Origin of the sequence: Paraburkholderia rhynchosiae, assembly GCF_002879865.1 — a bacterium.
Taxonomy (GTDB): domain Bacteria; phylum Pseudomonadota; class Gammaproteobacteria; order Burkholderiales; family Burkholderiaceae; genus Paraburkholderia; species Paraburkholderia rhynchosiae.
In genome coordinates, this window is record NZ_PNXY01000001.1 from 265,889 (window position 1) to 282,305 (window position 16,417).

Sequence of the window (16,417 nt, forward strand, 5' to 3'; positions counted from 1 at the left end):
CTCAGGAGGAATGCATCGAGTCGTTCACGTGCTCGCCCTGCGCCCCTGGCAATCTGACGTCTTCGATATTCAGCTTCTGGCGGCGTGTCATGACGCTGCTCGTAAATTCCTGCGCGACATGGTAGAGAGGACCTTCGTTGCTGAGCCGCGCCATCTGCAGGATGTACTCGCCCAGCACTAGCAACACCAGCGAGATCAGGAAAAACATGCCGGATTGCTGCAGCGACAGGGTCACCCAACCTGGCGCCACGTTGGACTTCAGCAGACCGATCGCAATCACGTAAATGGAGTAGATCAGGTTCGACACTGCGCCAAACAGCGACAACGCGGTGACAAGCCGCATGGGCGCCTTCGTCGTCGATACAAGCAGACGAATGCCGCGATCGATGCTGTGCGATAGACGTTTCGCCTGCGGCGCCTTGGGCGGCGCGCTATAGCTGAGATTTGCGCGCGCAAAACCGCCGGTCGCCGGCAGATAGCGGTACGTGAGCGCGGGCATGGGATGCTGCAGCATGAAGTTGATGACGCGCTTGCTCAGCAAGCGGTACTGAGGCGCGTCTTTTGCCAGATGCACGCCGTTGGACCACTTGTACAACGCGTTAAAGGCGCCGAGGCAAGTTCGGTAGGCCCAGCTTTGCGCCGGCTTCTGCTGGTTCGCGGCGAACACGACGTCGGCGCCGCTCGCCGCTTTGTCGAGCATGGTGGGCAGAAAGCCGATGCCGTCCGTCAACGGATCCACTACGGCGACGAAATCGCCGAGCGCGTTTTCGAGGCCTACCCAAGACGCGGTGTCCGAATCGACCTCCTTCGTCAGCGCATACACCTGCAAATTCGGCAAGCCCTGCTCGCCCGCCAACCGTTTGAGCACGGCGACACTATCGTCATCGGACGCGTTGTCCACCACGATGAGCTCGTAATCGCTGACGAGATCGACCATGACAATCGCGGCATCTTTCAGGATAGCTTCTAGATCCCACGCCTGATTACGAACGACAAATACAACGGACAAGAACACTGGGAAAAACACCACCTGCCCCCTTGGGAAAGACCTAGCCTACGCGAAACCATTCTGTGATACCCGGCGCGCAGCGCCTCAATATCCAGACGGCAAGGTTCACTAGTGATTGCCCCGCTTCTAGCGACTCGTCACGGGTCGCTTTCACTTGGGAACAGCTTCGAATGCCAGAAAACTCGATCTCGTCCGGCCCTCTCTCGAGTCGACGCCCTCACAGGCTCTACGGCTCCTTTCTGAAACCTTGCCAGGTCACGGAAAATGCGCCAACTATGCCGTTACAAGTTATTTCTGGCAAGTTGTTTCATTTGCAAAATAAGTTTTGCAGCCGCGAAAGGCAGGAGGTCTTAGCCCAACACCTCCTCGTAAAGGCCGCGATACGCATTGCCCAAAGCCGGCCCTGAAAACAACCGCTCGTAGCGTTCGCGCGCCGCCGCGCCCATTTTCCGCGCGAGTACCTCGTCGTTCACCAACTCATTGACCGCGGCCGCAAACCGGACCGGCGCCTCGGGCGGCACCACTAAACCCGTCACACCGTGCTCGTTCACATACGACGTGCCCGAGCCCATTTCGCAGCAGACCATCGGCTTTCCGAACATTTCGGCCTCGACCAGCACCATGCCGAATGCCTCCGAGCGCAAATGCGATGGCATCACCAACGCGCGGCAGCCACTCAGCAATGCTACTTTCTCTTCATGCGACACCTGCCCGGCAAACACCACGTTGTTTGCGCCGACTTCGCACGCAAGCGCGGTAAGCCGCTCCATCTCCGGTCCCGATCCAGCAATGACAATCTTCGATGCGATCGAGGGCGCCGCTTCGATCAACGTATGCAGCCCCTTGTAGTACCGCAGAACCCCGAGCGCGAGCACGTAAGGTTCGTCGCCGAGTTGCAGCCGGTGCAGACAGCGAGGCGAGAAACGGCCGAGCACGGGATCATCGCGGTAATCGATGATGCCCAGCGGAATAGCCTTGAGACGCCCTTCATCCACGACACTCGTCAGAACCGGGCTGCTTTGCGCATAGACGGCCGACGTCGCCACCACCGCCGACATGGAGCGCAACGTCGAGCGCATCAGCGGTCCGTACACATAACCCAGCGCACGCTGGCGCACCACGTCCGAGTGATACGTCATCACGGTGGGTTTCTTGACCCGACCGAGCAGATGCAGCACGTCGGCGAACGGCCACGGAAAGTGGAAATGCAGGATATCGACCGATTCCGCCTGTGCCCTGTATTGCCGCAGTGACTCCAGCCCACCGAGGTCGCAGGAAGCCGGTGCCGCCCATGACCGGGAGCGCGTCACAATGCCCTCCGGAAAACGCACTTGGCGCGGCACTGGATTCGGCGACAGCGTGAAGATTCCCGGCTCCACGCCGCATGCGCGCGTCGACAGGCTAATCTGACGGATAGCCTCCTGAAGACCGCCCGGTGGGTCGGGAAAATACGTGCGGTAGATATGCAGGACTTTCATGCGGTCATCACTTACGCGACGGCGTCCAGCGAAGCGGGCCGGCCGCCGCCCGGCGCATGGCCCTGGAACGTGATCGCGAGCATTTTGTCGAGCCTGCGTTCCCACGTGTTCTCGCCAACCGCCGCGACCGCCTCCGCGGCGGAGAGCTTGCCGCGCGCCAACTGTTTTTCGACCGCGGCAATGAATGCATCCGCATCGCCGCCCACTTCGAGACCCGTGTGCGGCTCCTTCGCGAAGTCGAGCGGCGTGGACACGACCGGCAAGCCGGCCGCGAGGTACTCGTAGAACTTCATCGGGAACATCGAGCGGGTGTACTCGTTGAGCAAGGTCGGCAGCACGCCGACACGCATGCCGCGCAAATATTGCGGCAACGATTGATAGCTGCGGTAGCCGAGCAGATGCACGTTCGGCAAGCGCGCCAGTTGCGCGAGCAGTTCGCTGCGCTGCCCTTCCCGCTCCTCGCCGATGATCACCCACTGCCATTGCGGCCGCGCCTGCGCCGTCTGCATCAGCAACGGAAAGTCGACCTTGAAGTCGGACAGCACGCCGTGATACACGAGCCGCGGCTCGGGAATCGCAGCAAGTTCGGCGGGTATCGCGTCTGGAGGCCCGTCGGCGCGCGCGGTGCCGAAGTGCGCGTCGTCCACCACATTGCCGAAAAAATGCGTGTTGCGGTTAAAAGGCAGGCAGGTTTCCTTCAATGACATTGCCGTCGTGAAGACCGCCTCACATTGGCCGAGCAACGCCTGCTGAGCGGCGCGAAACGCTTTTATGTCTACGCCGGGAATCTGCGCGATATCGTCGACGCAGTGATACACGAGCGGCCCACGCGGCAGCCTCGCAATCGCATCGAGCATGTACGGGTGATACGTCCAGACGACAGGATCTTTATACCGCCGCGATTTAGCAAAGCGGGCCACGGAAAAGCGCAGCAGCGCCTGATTTAGCGGGCGCACGAACGGCATATGATGCCCGGCCGGCACCATTAGCGGCGAAAGAACCCAGATGTTCTCCGCGCGCCGCGGCGGTCCGAGCACGAGTGACTGCACGCCGCGCCACAAGCGGCGCCACAGACGTGCCCAGTCGCGGCCGCTCCCCACCTTTGGCGAACGGAAGCCCACGCTCTCCACATACAGCACGCGCCAGCCGCGCGCGGCGAGAATGCTCGCCGTATGCTGCTTGTTGGTCCAATAGGGTTCGTCCCAGTCGGCGGTGGAAAACAGCACGCAGTCGCGCGCGGCCGATACCGCATCCTTGCCGTCAACCAATGAACACCTCGACCGGTCGGCCCAGCAGACTCTCGACGATACGTCGCGAGGCCAGCCCGTCGCCATAAGGATTCGCACGATTGTGCAGCGCCTCGCGGCGTGCCGGATCGTCGAGCCAGCCCGCCACCGCGCTTTCGATACTCTCAGGCGCCTGGCCCGCGAGCGTCGCGAATCCGGCGTCGACGCCTTCACGGCGCTCGGTGTGATTGCGCATCACGACCACCGGCACCCCGAAGGTCGGCGCTTCTTCCTGAATGCCGCCGGAATCGCTGACCACAACCGCGCTGCGGCTGATCAGATACAGGCTCGTCGGATAGTCGACTGGTTCGATCAGCGAGAGATTCGCGATGCCGTCCAGTTCGCGATGCACCGGGCCGCGCACGGCCGGGTTCAGATGCACAGGAAAAATCCAGCGGTAAGCGCTGTAGCGTTGACACAGATCGCGCAGCACGCGGCAAATGTCCTGCAACACGTCGCCGAAATTTTCCCGCCGATGGCACGTGACCAGAACGTGCTCCTGCTCCGCGCCGTGCCATTCGGGCAGTGGGCTCTGTGGCGGCGTGGCGCTCCAGCTTTGCCGGACCTCGGCAATCGCGTCCACGACCGTATTGCCCGTGACGACGATTTTTTCAGCGGCAATGCCTTCGCTCAGCAGATGCTGGCGCGCGAGTTCGGTCGGCGCGAAATGCCGCGTGGCGATGCGGCCGAGCAGACTGCGATTCGCTTCCTCGGGGAACGGGCTCTTCAAATCGCCGGTGCGCAAACCGGCTTCAACGTGACCCACGGCGATCCCACGATGAAACGCCGCGAGGCCGGCGCAAAACGCCGTCGTCGTGTCGCCCTGCACGATCACCCAGTCGGGACGTATTTCGTCGAGCGCGCGGTCGAGCGCGGCAATGAGGCGCGACGACAGCGAGTTCAACGATTGCCCGGCGCTCATCGTGTCGAGCGTCAGGTCGGGTTCTATGCCGAAAAACGCGAGCGCTTGCGCGGCCATGTCCTTGTGCTGGCCGCTCGCGCAGACCACCGTGTCGACTTGGGCACGCAACGCGCGCACGACAGGTGCGAGTTTGATCACCTCGGGCCGAGTGCCCATCACCACCATGACTTTCATTGCAGTGACTTCCCCGCTTGAACCTGCACGTGAGCGCCGCGAAATTCGACGCCAAGCGTCAAGGGCATTGAAGCTGCCGCCGAAGCCGCGCTTGTTAGGGTTTCTGAACTAGCCGGCGTCAGTACGCGAAACTCGCGGCCGTCTCCGACAACCTGCGCGAGCGACCGGAACTTGAGGAAATCGAGCGCGGCTTCTTCATGAAAAAACAGCGGCTTTCGCGCCTTGCTTCTGATGTAGGCGATGAATGACTCGTGAGCGTCGATGCGCTGCGCCTCGTCCCCCCAACCATACGTGTAACGTTCGGAGAACGGATGATCCAGATAACCGAACAGCGTGTTAGTCGCGTACGCGTAGTCGAAAGCCTGCTTGAAGATCGCAAGCGGGTCGCCGTCCTTGAGCATGCAATCGCCGTGCAGCATGCACTGCTGGCTATGCGCGACGAACCCTGCGGGCATGCCCGCGAGCGCGCCGCCGCGAGCAGTCAGAAACTCCGGATCATTGCGAATGATTCCGCCGACGCAGCCTTCGAAACCGGCGTCGGCGAGACCGCGCATTGCGTAGGGTGGCGACTGGTGAAACGGCGACACGGCGTAGCGCACCGGCACGCTCGTCGCTGCTTCGAGCAAGGCCGCCGATTGCATGCCTTCCGCGAGGGCATTGTCATAGGTGCCGCCCCAGTTCGGCGCATGCGTGGCTGTGTGCGATAGGACCGCGCCCTGTGTCCTGTCGTCCAGGAGTTCGCGCAGAATGGCGTGCTGATTCGGACGGTTCAGGTTCTGCGTATGGACCGCGAGCGTGAACGGCACGCCGAGACGCCGATAGGCTTGCCACAGCGGACGCGCCGATTCGACGTCTTCATCGCAATCGAGGCGCGACGTGATGGCCGCGTCGTAGCCCCACGGCAATTCGCTCAACACCGGCTGACACGGCAGCTTGTCCCCCCGATAGCCCGACAGAAAATTTTCAACCAGGCGCCATTCGAACGAATCGCATGGGCCAACCGGCCGGTTGAACCACAACACGCTCGACGTGCCCGCGTCCGTCAGCGCGGCGTAGGAGAACTGCCGGTCGCCGCTCAGATAGATCGCCGCTAGCTCATCTTCGGCTGGCACTTGCACTGCCTGGCCAACTGCCCACATCGAGCCGTCGCCGCGAATGGCGCCGAAGCCCAGGTTGTTCCACTCGTCGGCGAAATCGAAACGCTCGAACGGACGATGCCATTGTTGGCCGCCAAGCGTCTGCGCCAGTGCGCCGTAGAGCACGACCGCCGTGCTCTCGCGCGCCTCGCCGGACGGGGCCGGCGCGCTACGGCTCGCGGCTGCGAGGTCGGCGGCCGGGTTTCCCCTTTGATAGCGAAGATAGTCGGCCAGCGCGATCGGCATGTTGCCGAACACAACAAGCTTGCGAGGCCGGGCGCACAACCAGGCGATCAGGTCGGCGCTCCAGCCATCGGGCGCGTCGACGGCGACCACAATGTCCGGCGCCATGCCGCGCAGCAAGCTACGCGAGATCGCTTGCACCTGCGTTGCGCTGACCGAGCGCTGCACAGCGGCCCGCACATGGTGGCCGGCTTCGGCTGATGCGTTCGAGGAAAGAATTCCAATCATGCAGTCACCACGTGACGGAATTTGGCCCGGCTGCCGACGCGCACAAAATCGTCGTGACCGACATAAGCGATCGAAAACGCGTCTTGCCAGAAGTGGCGCAGCTTCGCGGTCGTTTCGTCGGCATTCGCGGTGGGCTCGAGCACGATGCGCAACGTGGGCGGGGAAGTTCGCAGATCGATCTGAAACTCCTGAATGCCGCCGACGCGGTGATCGAGCATATCCTGAATGTGATGCGTGGGATGCGCGACCCCGTTGATCGGCACCACGTCATGAATGCGGCCGACCACATTGGTAAGGAAAAACCCCTTGTCGGTTTCCTGCACGCGCGCGAGGTCGCCCGTTGCATAGCGGATCAGCGGCATCAGCTTGTTGCGAAAACCCGTAAACACGAGTTCGTGCGCGCCGTCTGGGTTGCCCTCCGAAAGACGGCTTTCCGGCCATCCCTCGGATTCGAGAATCTGGAAGCCGCCTTCGTGGCCGTCGAGTTCGTAGGCCATCACGCCAAGTTCGGCGAGGCCATAACGGTCGATCACGCGGCAACGCAGCGCCGACGCGATCATCTCGCGCGCGTGCGGCTCGAGCAATTCGCCGCTCGATTCGAACACGTGGAACGCCTTGCCGCCGCCATATTTGCGCTGCACGTAGCAAGCGAGCGCGTACATAGTGGACGGATGCGAGTGGGCGAGATAAGGCTTGCGACGCTTGAGCGTCTGCCACATTTCCTCGAGGCCCTGATCGTCGATACGGTCGAAGAAAATATTGCTGCGGTTCATCGCGAAGCATTTGAAGTCTTCACGCGACGGCCATTCCGGAATCACCTCGTCCGGGAAACGGCATGCAAAGTGAAGCTCCGAGCGATGGCGCAATTTGCCGATGCGCTCGCGGCAGTAATTGGTGACCGCCGACGAGTAATCCGCGCCTTCCTGATCGTAGTAAATCGTGGTCGACAAACCCGTCGAGCCGCCGGTCTTGCACGCGTGATGCTGGCCCGCTTCGAGCGGCCCGGACAACAGGCGCGGCCCCTGCTCGCGGATGACGTCTTTCGTCAGATACGGAAGCTCTTCCAGATAACGCGCGTCCTGCCTGATTTTGGCGGGATCGAACTGCTTCGCCTGGAACAGATCGCGATAATACGGCACGTTAGCGCCAGCGAACTCCAGCATGGCAGCCAGGCGTTCGAGCGCGACGCGCCGGCGATGCGGCATGGGCAGCGTGTAATGGTCGCGTAGTTCCTGAATCTTCGGACGCACGCTGCGTTTTTCGCGGCTCTCGGCGATCGGATAGGCGATGTAGCCGCCTGCGAAACCCTTGAGCGTGCGAAACGGCTGGCGCACCAACAGGGATTCGGAATAACGCAGAAATGGATGATTAGCTCGCATGAAGTTCGAACCTTGTTGCGCCTCTCTTGCGCCTGGCTGCTGCCGTCGAACGCGCCGCGACAGATTCGCGGGCGCTTCCAACAGCACAATTTGTATTTAAGCGCGAAGCTTCGCCTGAAACGGAAAATGCGCGGAACCACGCGACATGCGCATCCGTTTCGCTGACTCGCAATATGCAATCCCGCGACCTCTATCGCCGTACGGCTAATTCGCTGGCGACGCCGCCGTCGATGCCAATGCAAACGCCAACGCCAACGCCGACTTCAGTGCGGCAGCTGTGCGGTGTGACTGACGAGCGGGCCCTCGCTCTCGACCGGCGGAAGCACGGGTTCGTCCGCGATCATCCGGCCGTGCTCCATCGAAATCTTGCGATTGCAGACGCGCGCCACCAGCTTAGGATCGTGCGACGCGACGACCAGCACCGACGCCTTGCCGACGAGACTCTCCAGCCGTTCGGCCGCCTTGATGCTGAACTCGGCGTCGCCGACGCTCAGCCACTCGTCCATGATCAGAATGTCGGCTTCGACGCTCGTGGAAATCGCGAACGCGAGGCGCAGCATCATCCCGCTCGAATAGGTGCGCACCGGCAGGTTCAGGTAGTCGCCCAATTCGCTGAAATCAGCAATCTCGTCGATCTTGCTGCGGATACGTGCCGGCTTCAGGCCGTCGAGAATGCCGCGCAGATAGATGTTTTCGAAACCTGTTGCGTCGGGGTCGAGGCCCATCGACACGTCCAGCAGAGACGCAATCTTGCCGTGCACCTTCAGCTCGCCGCGCACCGGCGCATACACGCCCGAGAGCGTGCGCAGCAGCGTGGTCTTGCCGGAGCCGTTATGGCCGACGAGGCCTACGCGCTCACCCTCCGTGAAGCTGAAGGTCAGGTCGTCGATCGCCTTGACGATCGCATGGCGGCCTGCATCCTGGCCGATCCGGCCACCCGTCGTGAGATTGAGCACCGCCTTTTTCAGTGAGCGATGCGAGTTCTCGTAAATCGGAAATTCGACGGAGATGTTACGAGCGACAATCGATGAAGAACTCACAATATCAAAGCCAGTAAGGAACGCGATTACGGAAACGTTTCATCAGAAATTGCGCGAACGCAAAACCGACGATCAACAAGCCGATGGACCAGGCCCACGACTCCCAATGAGTCGGACGGCCAGTCAGCGGCGCACGCACCGTTTCGATCAGGTGGTAGAGCGGGTTGTAGTCGGCGATCCAGCCGCGGTCCTTCAGAATTTCCGGCGACCACATGACGGGCGTGAAAAAGAACACGACCTGAATGAGATTCGTGACGATTGGCGGAATGTCGCGAAAGCGCGCACACAGCACGCCGAGCGTGACACCGAGCCAGACGCCGTGCAACAGCAGAATGCCGAGTGCAAAAGGCACAAGCACGAACTCCCAGCCGGGCCAGCGTCCAAACGCGAGGAGCAACACGACGACCACCGGCAGGCTATGCAGCAGGATCACGAAGTTGCGCCACGCGATCCGGCACACGTGCACGGTGAGCGGAAGCCGGATCTGCTTGATCAGATATGCCGCTCCGATGAACGCGAGACACCCTTCGTTGGCGACTGAAGCGAGATATGCCCAGACGACGAGTCCGACCGCGAGGTACGGCAGGTAGTCGGAGATTTCCTGATGCAGCAGCGTGGAATATAGCGCGCCAAGCACGACGACCATGATGATCGTGCTCAACGTGAACCAGAACGGGCCAAGGACTGAACGGCGATAGCGCTGACGGATGTCGTGCCAGCCGAGCGTGCCCCAAACGCGCACGGATTTCATGCCGACGACCAGGTCGTCGTTCTGCGTGTGGCGCGTCAGGTCTTCAGTGCTGTCGTTGATAAAAGTGATGTCCATCTCAAGTACGTCCGTAAATGTCTTCGAAGCGGACGATATCGTCTTCGCCCAGATATTCGCCGCTCTGCACCTCGATCATCACGAGCTCGACGACGCCCGGATTTTCGAGGCGATGTTTGTGACCCGCCGGGATATAAGTCGACTCGTTGGTCGACACGAAGAATTCCTCCTCTCCGTTGACGACCTTGGCCATGCCGCTGACCACCACCCAATGTTCGTTGCGATGATGATGCATCTGCAAACTGAGGCTTGCGCCGGGTTTGACTTCGATGCGTTTGATCTTGAAGCGCGGGCCTTCTTCGAGGACGGAGTAAGTGCCCCACGGCCGGTGCACCGTGCGATGCACCTTGTACGTTTCATGACCGCGCGACTTCAGTTCGGCGAAGATCTGCTTCACGTCCTGAGCGCGATCCTTGTCTGCGATCAGTAGCGCGTCTGGCGTGTCAATCACGATCAAATTTTCGACGCCCACGGCGCCGATCAGCCGGTTGCCGCCGCGCAGATAGCAGTTCTTCACGTCGAACAGCAGTGCTTCCCCTTCCACGCGGTTGCCGCTGCCGTCCGCCGGCGACAGATCGCTCAGCGCTGTCCACGAACCCACATCGGTCCAGCCGATATCGCAACGCACCACCGCGGCGTGCTCGCACTTTTCCATCACCGCGTAATCGAACGAGACGTCGGGCACCTCGCCGAAACAGCCAGGCTCGAGGCGGATTTGCGCGCCACCGTCTGTGCCTTGCGCCGACGGCGATTTCTCCATGCAATCGGCTGCGGCATTCAGAATGTCGGGACAGTGCTGCCGCATCTCCTTGAGAATGGTGCGCGCGGTGAAGCAGAACATGCCCGAATTCCATACGAACTTGCCCGACGCCAGATACTCGCGGGCTTTTTCGAGCGACGGTTTTTCGACGAAACGCACGACATTCTCGCCGTCCGCCTCGATATAGCCGTAACCGGTCTCAGGCGTTTGCGGCTGCATGCCGAACGTGACTACCTTGCCTGCCTGCGCAAGCTTTTGCGCAGCCGCCACCGCCGTGGCGAACGCCGCCTGGTCCGCGATCAGATGGTCGGCGGCAAGCACCAGCATGACCGTTTGATCGCCGTGCGCTTTCGCCGTGTGCAGCGCCGCTGTCGCCACAGCAGCCGCGGTGTTGCGGCCGAACGGTTCGAGAATGAACGAGGTCGTGCAGCGCTTCATGTTCACTTCGCGGAAATCGTCTTCGGTTTTGAAGAACAACTCGCGATTGGTTACCGTCAATACTTCCTTCACACCGGGCAGCGCGACCGCGCGCAAGAAAGCCTTTTGCAACAGGCTCTCGCCATCCGCCAGACGGATGAACGGCTTGGGATGCGATTCGCGCGAGACCGGCCATAGCCTCGAACCCGCCCCGCCGCACAGAATGATCGGTAACAAACTCACATGCTCCCCTTCAATAACCGCATTTATTACTTGATCGCGTTGCCGCGCGCACTCACGGCACGCCGCAACGTGATAATCAGCAGAACCCACAAATCGGATGATGCGAGCGGCGCGCGCCTTCGACGCACACGGCACGACCCTAGTTTGCCGGCCGGAGCAAGTGTCACAGGACGATCAATATTCTACCCTTGCCCTCTTTCACTATCGTCAGGAAGTGTGGGCCCGGGCGCCCGGAGCGCACCGCGTGCTTCAGACGATGACGTGATGGTTGTGCAAGGCGGGCTGGCAGCGCCCCCAACGACGTCAGGAACGTGCGGCAGGCGACTTCGGGAAACCGCCCGTCAGGCACAGCTTCAACGCATCCCGCCAATGCGGCGCCGCGAGCCCGAACACCTGCACGAGCTTCTCGTTCGACATGCGCGAATTGGACGGACGCGTGGCTGGCGTCGGATAGTCGGCGGCGGGAATCCGCAAGGTATTCGGCCGGTTCGGCAAGTCCGCGAGTTCGAAGATGGCCGACGCGAAACCGTGCCACGACGTCGAGTCGCCGGCGCACAGGTGATAGATGCCCGAACGCTCATCCCACCACGACGCGCTGTCTTGCGCGGCAAAGGCCTGCGCGCTCATGTGCGCGGTGAGCGTGGCGATCGTGTTGCACCAGGTGGGCGCGCCGAACTGATCGGCGACGACTTTCAGCTCGTCCCGCTCGGCACCCAGGCGCAGCATGGTGAGCAGGAAGTTCTTGCCGCGCGTGCCGTATACCCAGCTCGTACGCAGCACCAGATGATTGACACCCGTTGCCGCAATCGCCTGTTCGCCGGCGAGCTTCGTGCGCCCGTACACGTTCTGCGGATCCGTCGCATCGCTTTCGACGTAAGCGCCTTCCTTCTCGCCGTTGAACACGTAATCCGTCGAATAGTGGATCAGCGCCGCGCCGAGCTTCTTCGCTTCTTCGGCAAGCACGCCCGGTGCCTCGCCGTTGATGCGCATCGCAAGCTCCGGCTCCTGCTCCGCCCGATCGACCGCCGTATAGGCCGCGGGATTGACGATCAGCGTGGGCTTCACGTCGCGGACCACGGCGCGGATCTGATCGAGATTCGACAGATCCATGGTCGAGCGGTCGACGGCGACAACCTTGCCGAGCCCTTGCAGCGTGCGCGCGAGTTCGTAACCGACCTGCCCGTTCACGCCGGTGACGAGGATCGTCCGCTTGCCATCATGTGCGCTCATGCGGCGGCCCCTTATGCGTAGACTTCGGCGTCGGCAAGACGCTTGCCCGCGGCATCCTTCGCGGCCAGCAGCGGCTCGAAGTCGATCGGCCACTCGATGCCGATCTCCGGATCGTTCCACACGATGCTGCGCTCGTGCTCGGGGAACCAGTAGTCGGTGGTCTTGTAGAGAAACTGCGCGGACTCCGACAGCACGACGAAACCGTGCGCAAAGCCAGGCGGCACCCACAACTGCCGATGGTTTTCCACTGACAGCGTCACACCCACCCACTTGCCGAAGTTCGGCGAACCCTTGCGGATGTCCACCGCGACATCGAACACTTCGCCTTCGACCACGCGCACGAGCTTGCCCTGCGCGTGCTGAATCTGATAGTGCAGGCCACGCAGCACGCCCTTCGCGGAGCGCGAATGATTGTCCTGCACGAACTCTACGCCGGTCGCCACGTGCTCCGCGAACTCCACGGCATTGAAGCTCTCATAGAAATAGCCACGGGCATCGCCGAACACCTTCGGCTCGATGATCTTGACTTCAGGCAGCGCGGTAGCGGTTACTTGGATGGCCATGCAACGTGGTCCGTAAGAATGTTTTGCAGATACTGTCCGTAGGCGTTCTTCGCGAGCGGTGCGGCGAGCGCCAGCAACTGCTCGCCGCCGATCCACTGCTGGCGGTACGCGATCTCTTCGGGACACGCGACCACCAGACCCTGACGCTTCTGCAAGGTCGCGATGAACGTGGCGGCTTCAATCAGCGAATCGTGCGTGCCCGTGTCGAGCCACGCATAGCCGCGTCCCATGATCTCGACATTGAGCGCGGCGTTGGCCAGATAACGCGAGTTGACGTCGGTGATTTCGAGCTCGCCACGCGGCGACGGCTTGATGTCCGCAGCGATGTCGCACACCTGTCTGTCGTAGAAATACAGCCCGGTGACCGCGTAGTTCGAGCGCGGTTTGACGGGCTTTTCCTGGATGGAGAGCGCGCGGAACTGCTTGTCGAATTCGACCACGCCGTAACGCTCCGGATCGTGCACGTGATATGCGAACACGGTCGCGCCATCCGTACGAGCATCGGCGCTGGCGAGCTGCTTCGCGAGATCGTGGCCGTAGAAGATGTTGTCACCAAGAATCAGCGCCGACGGGTCGTTGCCCACGAACTCGCGCCCGATGATGAACGCCTGCGCAAGCCCGTCCGGCGAGGGCTGGACCGCGTACTGGATGTTCATGCCCCACTGGCTGCCGTCGCCGAGCATCGCTTCGAAGCGCGGCGTGTCCTGCGGCGTGGAGATGATCAGCACATCGCGAATGCCCGCCACCATCAGCGTGGACAGCGGGTAGTAGATCATCGGCTTGTCGTAGACCGGTAGCAACTGCTTGGAGACGACATGCGTGATCGGATAGAGCCGTGTGCCCGATCCGCCCGCGAGAATAATGCCTTTGCGCGCCATTGCCGTGCCCTTACGCGCGCTGCGCGTAGTTGGTCTCTACCCACTTCCGGTAGTCGCCCGAAGCGACTTCGTCCGACCACGCCTGATTGTCGAGATACCACTGGACCGTCTTTGCAAGACCCGTCTCAAAGGTTTCGGCAGGCTTCCAGCCAAGTTCGCGCTCGAGCTTGCGGGCGTCGATTGCGTAACGGCGGTCGTGGCCCGGACGGTCCTTCACGTAGGTGATCTGATCGCGGTACGAGGCGCCCGCCTTCGGACGCAACTGGTCGAGCAGATCGCACAGCGTGTGCACGACGTCCAGGTTCTTCTTCTCGTTCCAGCCGCCGATGTTGTACGTCTCGCCCGGCGTGCCGCGCGCGAGCACTTCGCGGATCGCGCTGCAATGGTCGCCGACATACAGCCAGTCGCGCACGTTCTGACCGTCGCCGTACACGGGCAACGGCTTGCCGCCGAGCGCGTTGGCGATCATCAGCGGAATCAGCTTTTCGGGGAACTGGTACGGGCCGTAGTTGTTCGAGCAGTTCGTGGTGAGCACGGGCAAGCCGTACGTGTGATGGTACGCGCGCACCAGATGGTCCGAACCCGCCTTGGTCGCCGAGTAAGGGCTGTTCGGCGCGTACGGCGTGGTTTCCGAGAACTGCGGATCGGTGGCGGACAGCGAGCCGAACACTTCGTCGGTCGAGACGTGCAGGAAGCGGAACGCGGCTTTATCGGCCTCGCCGAGCGTGTTCCAGTAGCTGCGCGCGGCTTCGAGCAGCGTGAACGTGCCGACCACGTTGGTCTGCACGAAATCGGCCGGGCCGTGGATCGAGCGGTCGACGTGGCTTTCGGCGGCGAAGTGCAGTACGGCGCGCGGCTTGTGCGCGGCGAACAGCGCGTCGAGCGCGGCGCGATCGCAGATGTCCGCGCGCACGAAGACGTGCTGGGGGTTGCCCTGTTGCGACTTGAGCGTGCCCAGATTGCCGGCGTACGTCAGCTTGTCCACATTCAGCACTGCTTCGTCCGACGTGTTCAGCCAGTCGAGCACGAAATTGGCGCCGATAAAGCCGGCACCGCCCGTTACCAGGATCATGAAATTCCCTTCCAGATGTTGGCGGCGGTCAGGCCTTGTTCGCCGGGCGCCCGCCACGCGTTGTGGAGTCCGATTCTTTCGACGCCTGCCGCTGTTGAACACCGCAAGCAGACGCTCAGACGCCAATCTTATGAAGCCCCGATTATAAAGCGGCCCGGAACAAAAACTAGAACCCTAACAACTTGAAACAGCTTGACAAGTCTGGCTTTCGGTGCATTTTCCGCCCTTATTTCGCGGAAATAATGCGGCTTGCGGGCCGGCGCCGCGCGCGGAACGGGGGGCGCAAGTCAACGGCGCGCTGCTCGGTGGGCAGCGCGCCGAACAATCCTCAAAATAACTGTGGAAGCGTGGAGAAGCAGGAAGAAGCTGGAATAAGCACGAACAAGCGGCGCGCGGGCGAGCGCATTGACACGCATTACGACGCGCGGATGGCCAACGCCCAACTGTTTCAGGCCGCCAGCATCCAGCGCAGCGTATCCATGAACGGAATGGCCTGCACCTCGGGCACCAGCGAGCGCAGCTTGGCGGGCGAACCGGCCAGCACCTTTACATCGGTTTGCCGGACGAAAGCCGGATTGATGTGCACCTGCAGTTCGTGCCCAGTCAGTTCGCTTGCGGCTGACAGAATCTCGCGCAGTGTATAAGGCGTGCCGGTACAGACGTTCACCGTCTCGGCGGCGGCATCGGAATCGAGTAGGGCTTCGTAAGCGCTCGCCACATAGCGCACGTCCGAAAAATCGCGCGCGACGTCGATATTGCCAAGCTCGATAGCCGGCTCGCGACGCGCGAAGTGCTCGACGATCTTCGGCACGAGGAAGTTCGACGCCTGTCCGCGGCCCGTGTAGTTGAATGGCCGCACGATCACGATAGGCAACCGGTCGAACCAGGTTCGCACCATCGTTTCCATGGCCGCCTTGCTGGCCGCATAGTGATTGACCGGCGTGACCGGAAAGCTCTCGTCGATCGCATCGCTCGTCACGTTGCCATACACATTGGCGCTGCTCGCAATCAACAGCTTGCGCGGCGTGTGGCCTGTCGCGGCGCACGCTTCGAGCAGATTCAGCGTGCCAATCACGTTGACGCGGTAAAAGTCGAGCGGATCATCATGGCCCACGAAACTGATCGCGGCAAGATGCACGATGTAGTCGGGCCGCGCGGTTTCGATCACGCGCCGGCAATTTTCGGGCGACGTAATGTCGAGCCTGAGCCGCGTGGGCGTTTCCGGCTCATCGCGGCCCGCGAAGGTTTCGATCACGGTATGGCCGTGACGAAGCAGGTTATCGACCAGATAGCGGCCAGTGAAGCCGCTCGCCCCGGTGACGAGCGTGCGGACGGGTTGCTTCGCATGGGAAGACGACATGCTTTCTCCGTTCACTAGGGTCATCCTGTTGTGATGCAATATCGCGCCGGTAGTTCGCGGCAGCCCGTGGCGAGAGCCGCCGGGGCCGCACCGCGCGATGCCGGTGCTTCAAACGGGCTATTATGTCACGCTCGCTTGCTGCACTGCCCACACGCGGCACGCCCCGTGCGTCG

Annotated in this window: 14 protein-coding genes; all 14 read right to left on the minus strand. The window is 62.0% G+C overall.

Features of this window, described 5'->3' with window-relative positions:
- Position 1: 1 nt before the first annotated feature.
- Positions 2-1,015, minus strand: coding sequence for a glycosyltransferase (locus tag C0Z16_RS01200; protein ID WP_244201123.1), 1,014 nt, complete (start codon positions 1,013-1,015; stop codon positions 2-4).
- 344 nt (positions 1,016-1,359) lie between these two features.
- The gene (locus C0Z16_RS01205) at positions 1,360-2,487 is read right to left on the minus strand and encodes a glycosyltransferase (protein ID WP_102630410.1); all 1,128 of its coding nucleotides are present in this window, start codon (positions 2,485-2,487) and stop codon (positions 1,360-1,362) included.
- Positions 2,488-2,498: 11 nt separating this feature from the next.
- Positions 2,499-3,755, minus strand: a complete 1,257-nt coding sequence (locus C0Z16_RS01210; RefSeq protein ID WP_102630411.1) for a glycosyltransferase — start codon at positions 3,753-3,755, stop codon at positions 2,499-2,501.
- The gene (wecB, locus tag C0Z16_RS01215; protein ID WP_102630412.1) at positions 3,748-4,869 is read right to left on the minus strand and encodes a non-hydrolyzing UDP-N-acetylglucosamine 2-epimerase; all 1,122 of its coding nucleotides are present in this window, start codon (positions 4,867-4,869) and stop codon (positions 3,748-3,750) included. Before wecB ends, C0Z16_RS01210 begins: the two co-directional genes overlap by 8 nt.
- The gene (locus C0Z16_RS01220; protein WP_102630413.1) at positions 4,866-6,476 is read right to left on the minus strand and encodes a polysaccharide deacetylase family protein; all 1,611 of its coding nucleotides are present in this window, start codon (positions 6,474-6,476) and stop codon (positions 4,866-4,868) included. Before C0Z16_RS01220 ends, wecB begins: the two co-directional genes overlap by 4 nt.
- Positions 6,473-7,855, minus strand: coding sequence for a phenylacetate--CoA ligase family protein (locus C0Z16_RS01225; RefSeq protein ID WP_102630625.1), 1,383 nt, complete (start codon positions 7,853-7,855; stop codon positions 6,473-6,475). Before C0Z16_RS01225 ends, C0Z16_RS01220 begins: the two co-directional genes overlap by 4 nt.
- 263 nt (positions 7,856-8,118) lie before the next feature.
- Positions 8,119-8,895, minus strand: coding sequence for an ABC transporter ATP-binding protein (locus C0Z16_RS01230; protein ID WP_102630414.1), 777 nt, complete (start codon positions 8,893-8,895; stop codon positions 8,119-8,121).
- Positions 8,896-8,899: 4 nt separating this feature from the next.
- A complete protein-coding gene (locus C0Z16_RS01235) occupies positions 8,900-9,721 on the minus strand; it encodes an ABC transporter permease (protein ID WP_102630415.1) in 822 nt (273 codons plus the stop codon).
- Between the two features lies 1 nt (position 9,722).
- Positions 9,723-11,141, minus strand: coding sequence for a mannose-1-phosphate guanylyltransferase/mannose-6-phosphate isomerase (locus C0Z16_RS01240; protein ID WP_102630416.1), 1,419 nt, complete (start codon positions 11,139-11,141; stop codon positions 9,723-9,725).
- A gap of 303 nt (positions 11,142-11,444) precedes the next feature.
- Positions 11,445-12,371, minus strand: coding sequence for a dTDP-4-dehydrorhamnose reductase (gene rfbD, locus C0Z16_RS01245; RefSeq protein ID WP_102630417.1), 927 nt, complete (start codon positions 12,369-12,371; stop codon positions 11,445-11,447).
- A gap of 11 nt (positions 12,372-12,382) precedes the next feature.
- Positions 12,383-12,934, minus strand: coding sequence for a dTDP-4-dehydrorhamnose 3,5-epimerase (gene rfbC / locus C0Z16_RS01250; protein ID WP_102630418.1), 552 nt, complete (start codon positions 12,932-12,934; stop codon positions 12,383-12,385).
- Positions 12,919-13,812, minus strand: coding sequence for a glucose-1-phosphate thymidylyltransferase RfbA (rfbA, locus tag C0Z16_RS01255; RefSeq protein ID WP_102630419.1), 894 nt, complete (start codon positions 13,810-13,812; stop codon positions 12,919-12,921). The genes rfbC and rfbA overlap by 16 nt, the downstream gene beginning before the upstream one ends.
- A gap of 10 nt (positions 13,813-13,822) precedes the next feature.
- On the minus strand, positions 13,823-14,884 hold the full coding sequence (gene rfbB / locus C0Z16_RS01260; protein WP_102630420.1) for a dTDP-glucose 4,6-dehydratase: 1,062 nt from the start codon (positions 14,882-14,884) through the stop codon (positions 13,823-13,825).
- A 448-nt stretch (positions 14,885-15,332) separates the two neighbouring features.
- A complete protein-coding gene (locus C0Z16_RS01265; protein ID WP_102630421.1) occupies positions 15,333-16,244 on the minus strand; it encodes a GDP-mannose 4,6-dehydratase in 912 nt (303 codons plus the stop codon).
- Between the last annotated feature and the right edge of the window lie 173 nt (positions 16,245-16,417).

Bases quoted from the DNA above. Each gene is read 5' to 3' on its own strand.
- C0Z16_RS01205 (WP_102630410.1), bottom strand. From the start codon at position 2,487: ATGAAAGTCCTGCATATCTACCGCACGTATTTTCCCGACCCACCGGGC.
- wecB (WP_102630412.1), bottom strand. From the start codon at position 4,869: ATGAAAGTCATGGTGGTGATGGGCACTCGGCCCGAGGTGATCAAACTC.
- C0Z16_RS01220 (WP_102630413.1), bottom strand. From the start codon at position 6,476: ATGATTGGAATTCTTTCCTCGAACGCATCAGCCGAAGCCGGCCACCAT.
- C0Z16_RS01225 (WP_102630625.1), bottom strand. From the start codon at position 7,855: ATGCGAGCTAATCATCCATTTCTGCGTTATTCCGAATCCCTGTTGGTG.
- C0Z16_RS01235 (WP_102630415.1), bottom strand. From the start codon at position 9,721: ATGGACATCACTTTTATCAACGACAGCACTGAAGACCTGACGCGCCAC.
- rfbD (WP_102630417.1), bottom strand. From the start codon at position 12,371: ATGAGCGCACATGATGGCAAGCGGACGATCCTCGTCACCGGCGTGAAC.
- rfbC (WP_102630418.1), bottom strand. From the start codon at position 12,934: ATGGCCATCCAAGTAACCGCTACCGCGCTGCCTGAAGTCAAGATCATC.
- rfbA (WP_102630419.1), bottom strand. From the start codon at position 13,812: ATGGCGCGCAAAGGCATTATTCTCGCGGGCGGATCGGGCACACGGCTC.
- rfbB (WP_102630420.1), bottom strand. From the start codon at position 14,884: ATGATCCTGGTAACGGGCGGTGCCGGCTTTATCGGCGCCAATTTCGTG.
- C0Z16_RS01265 (WP_102630421.1), bottom strand. From the start codon at position 16,244: ATGTCGTCTTCCCATGCGAAGCAACCCGTCCGCACGCTCGTCACCGGG.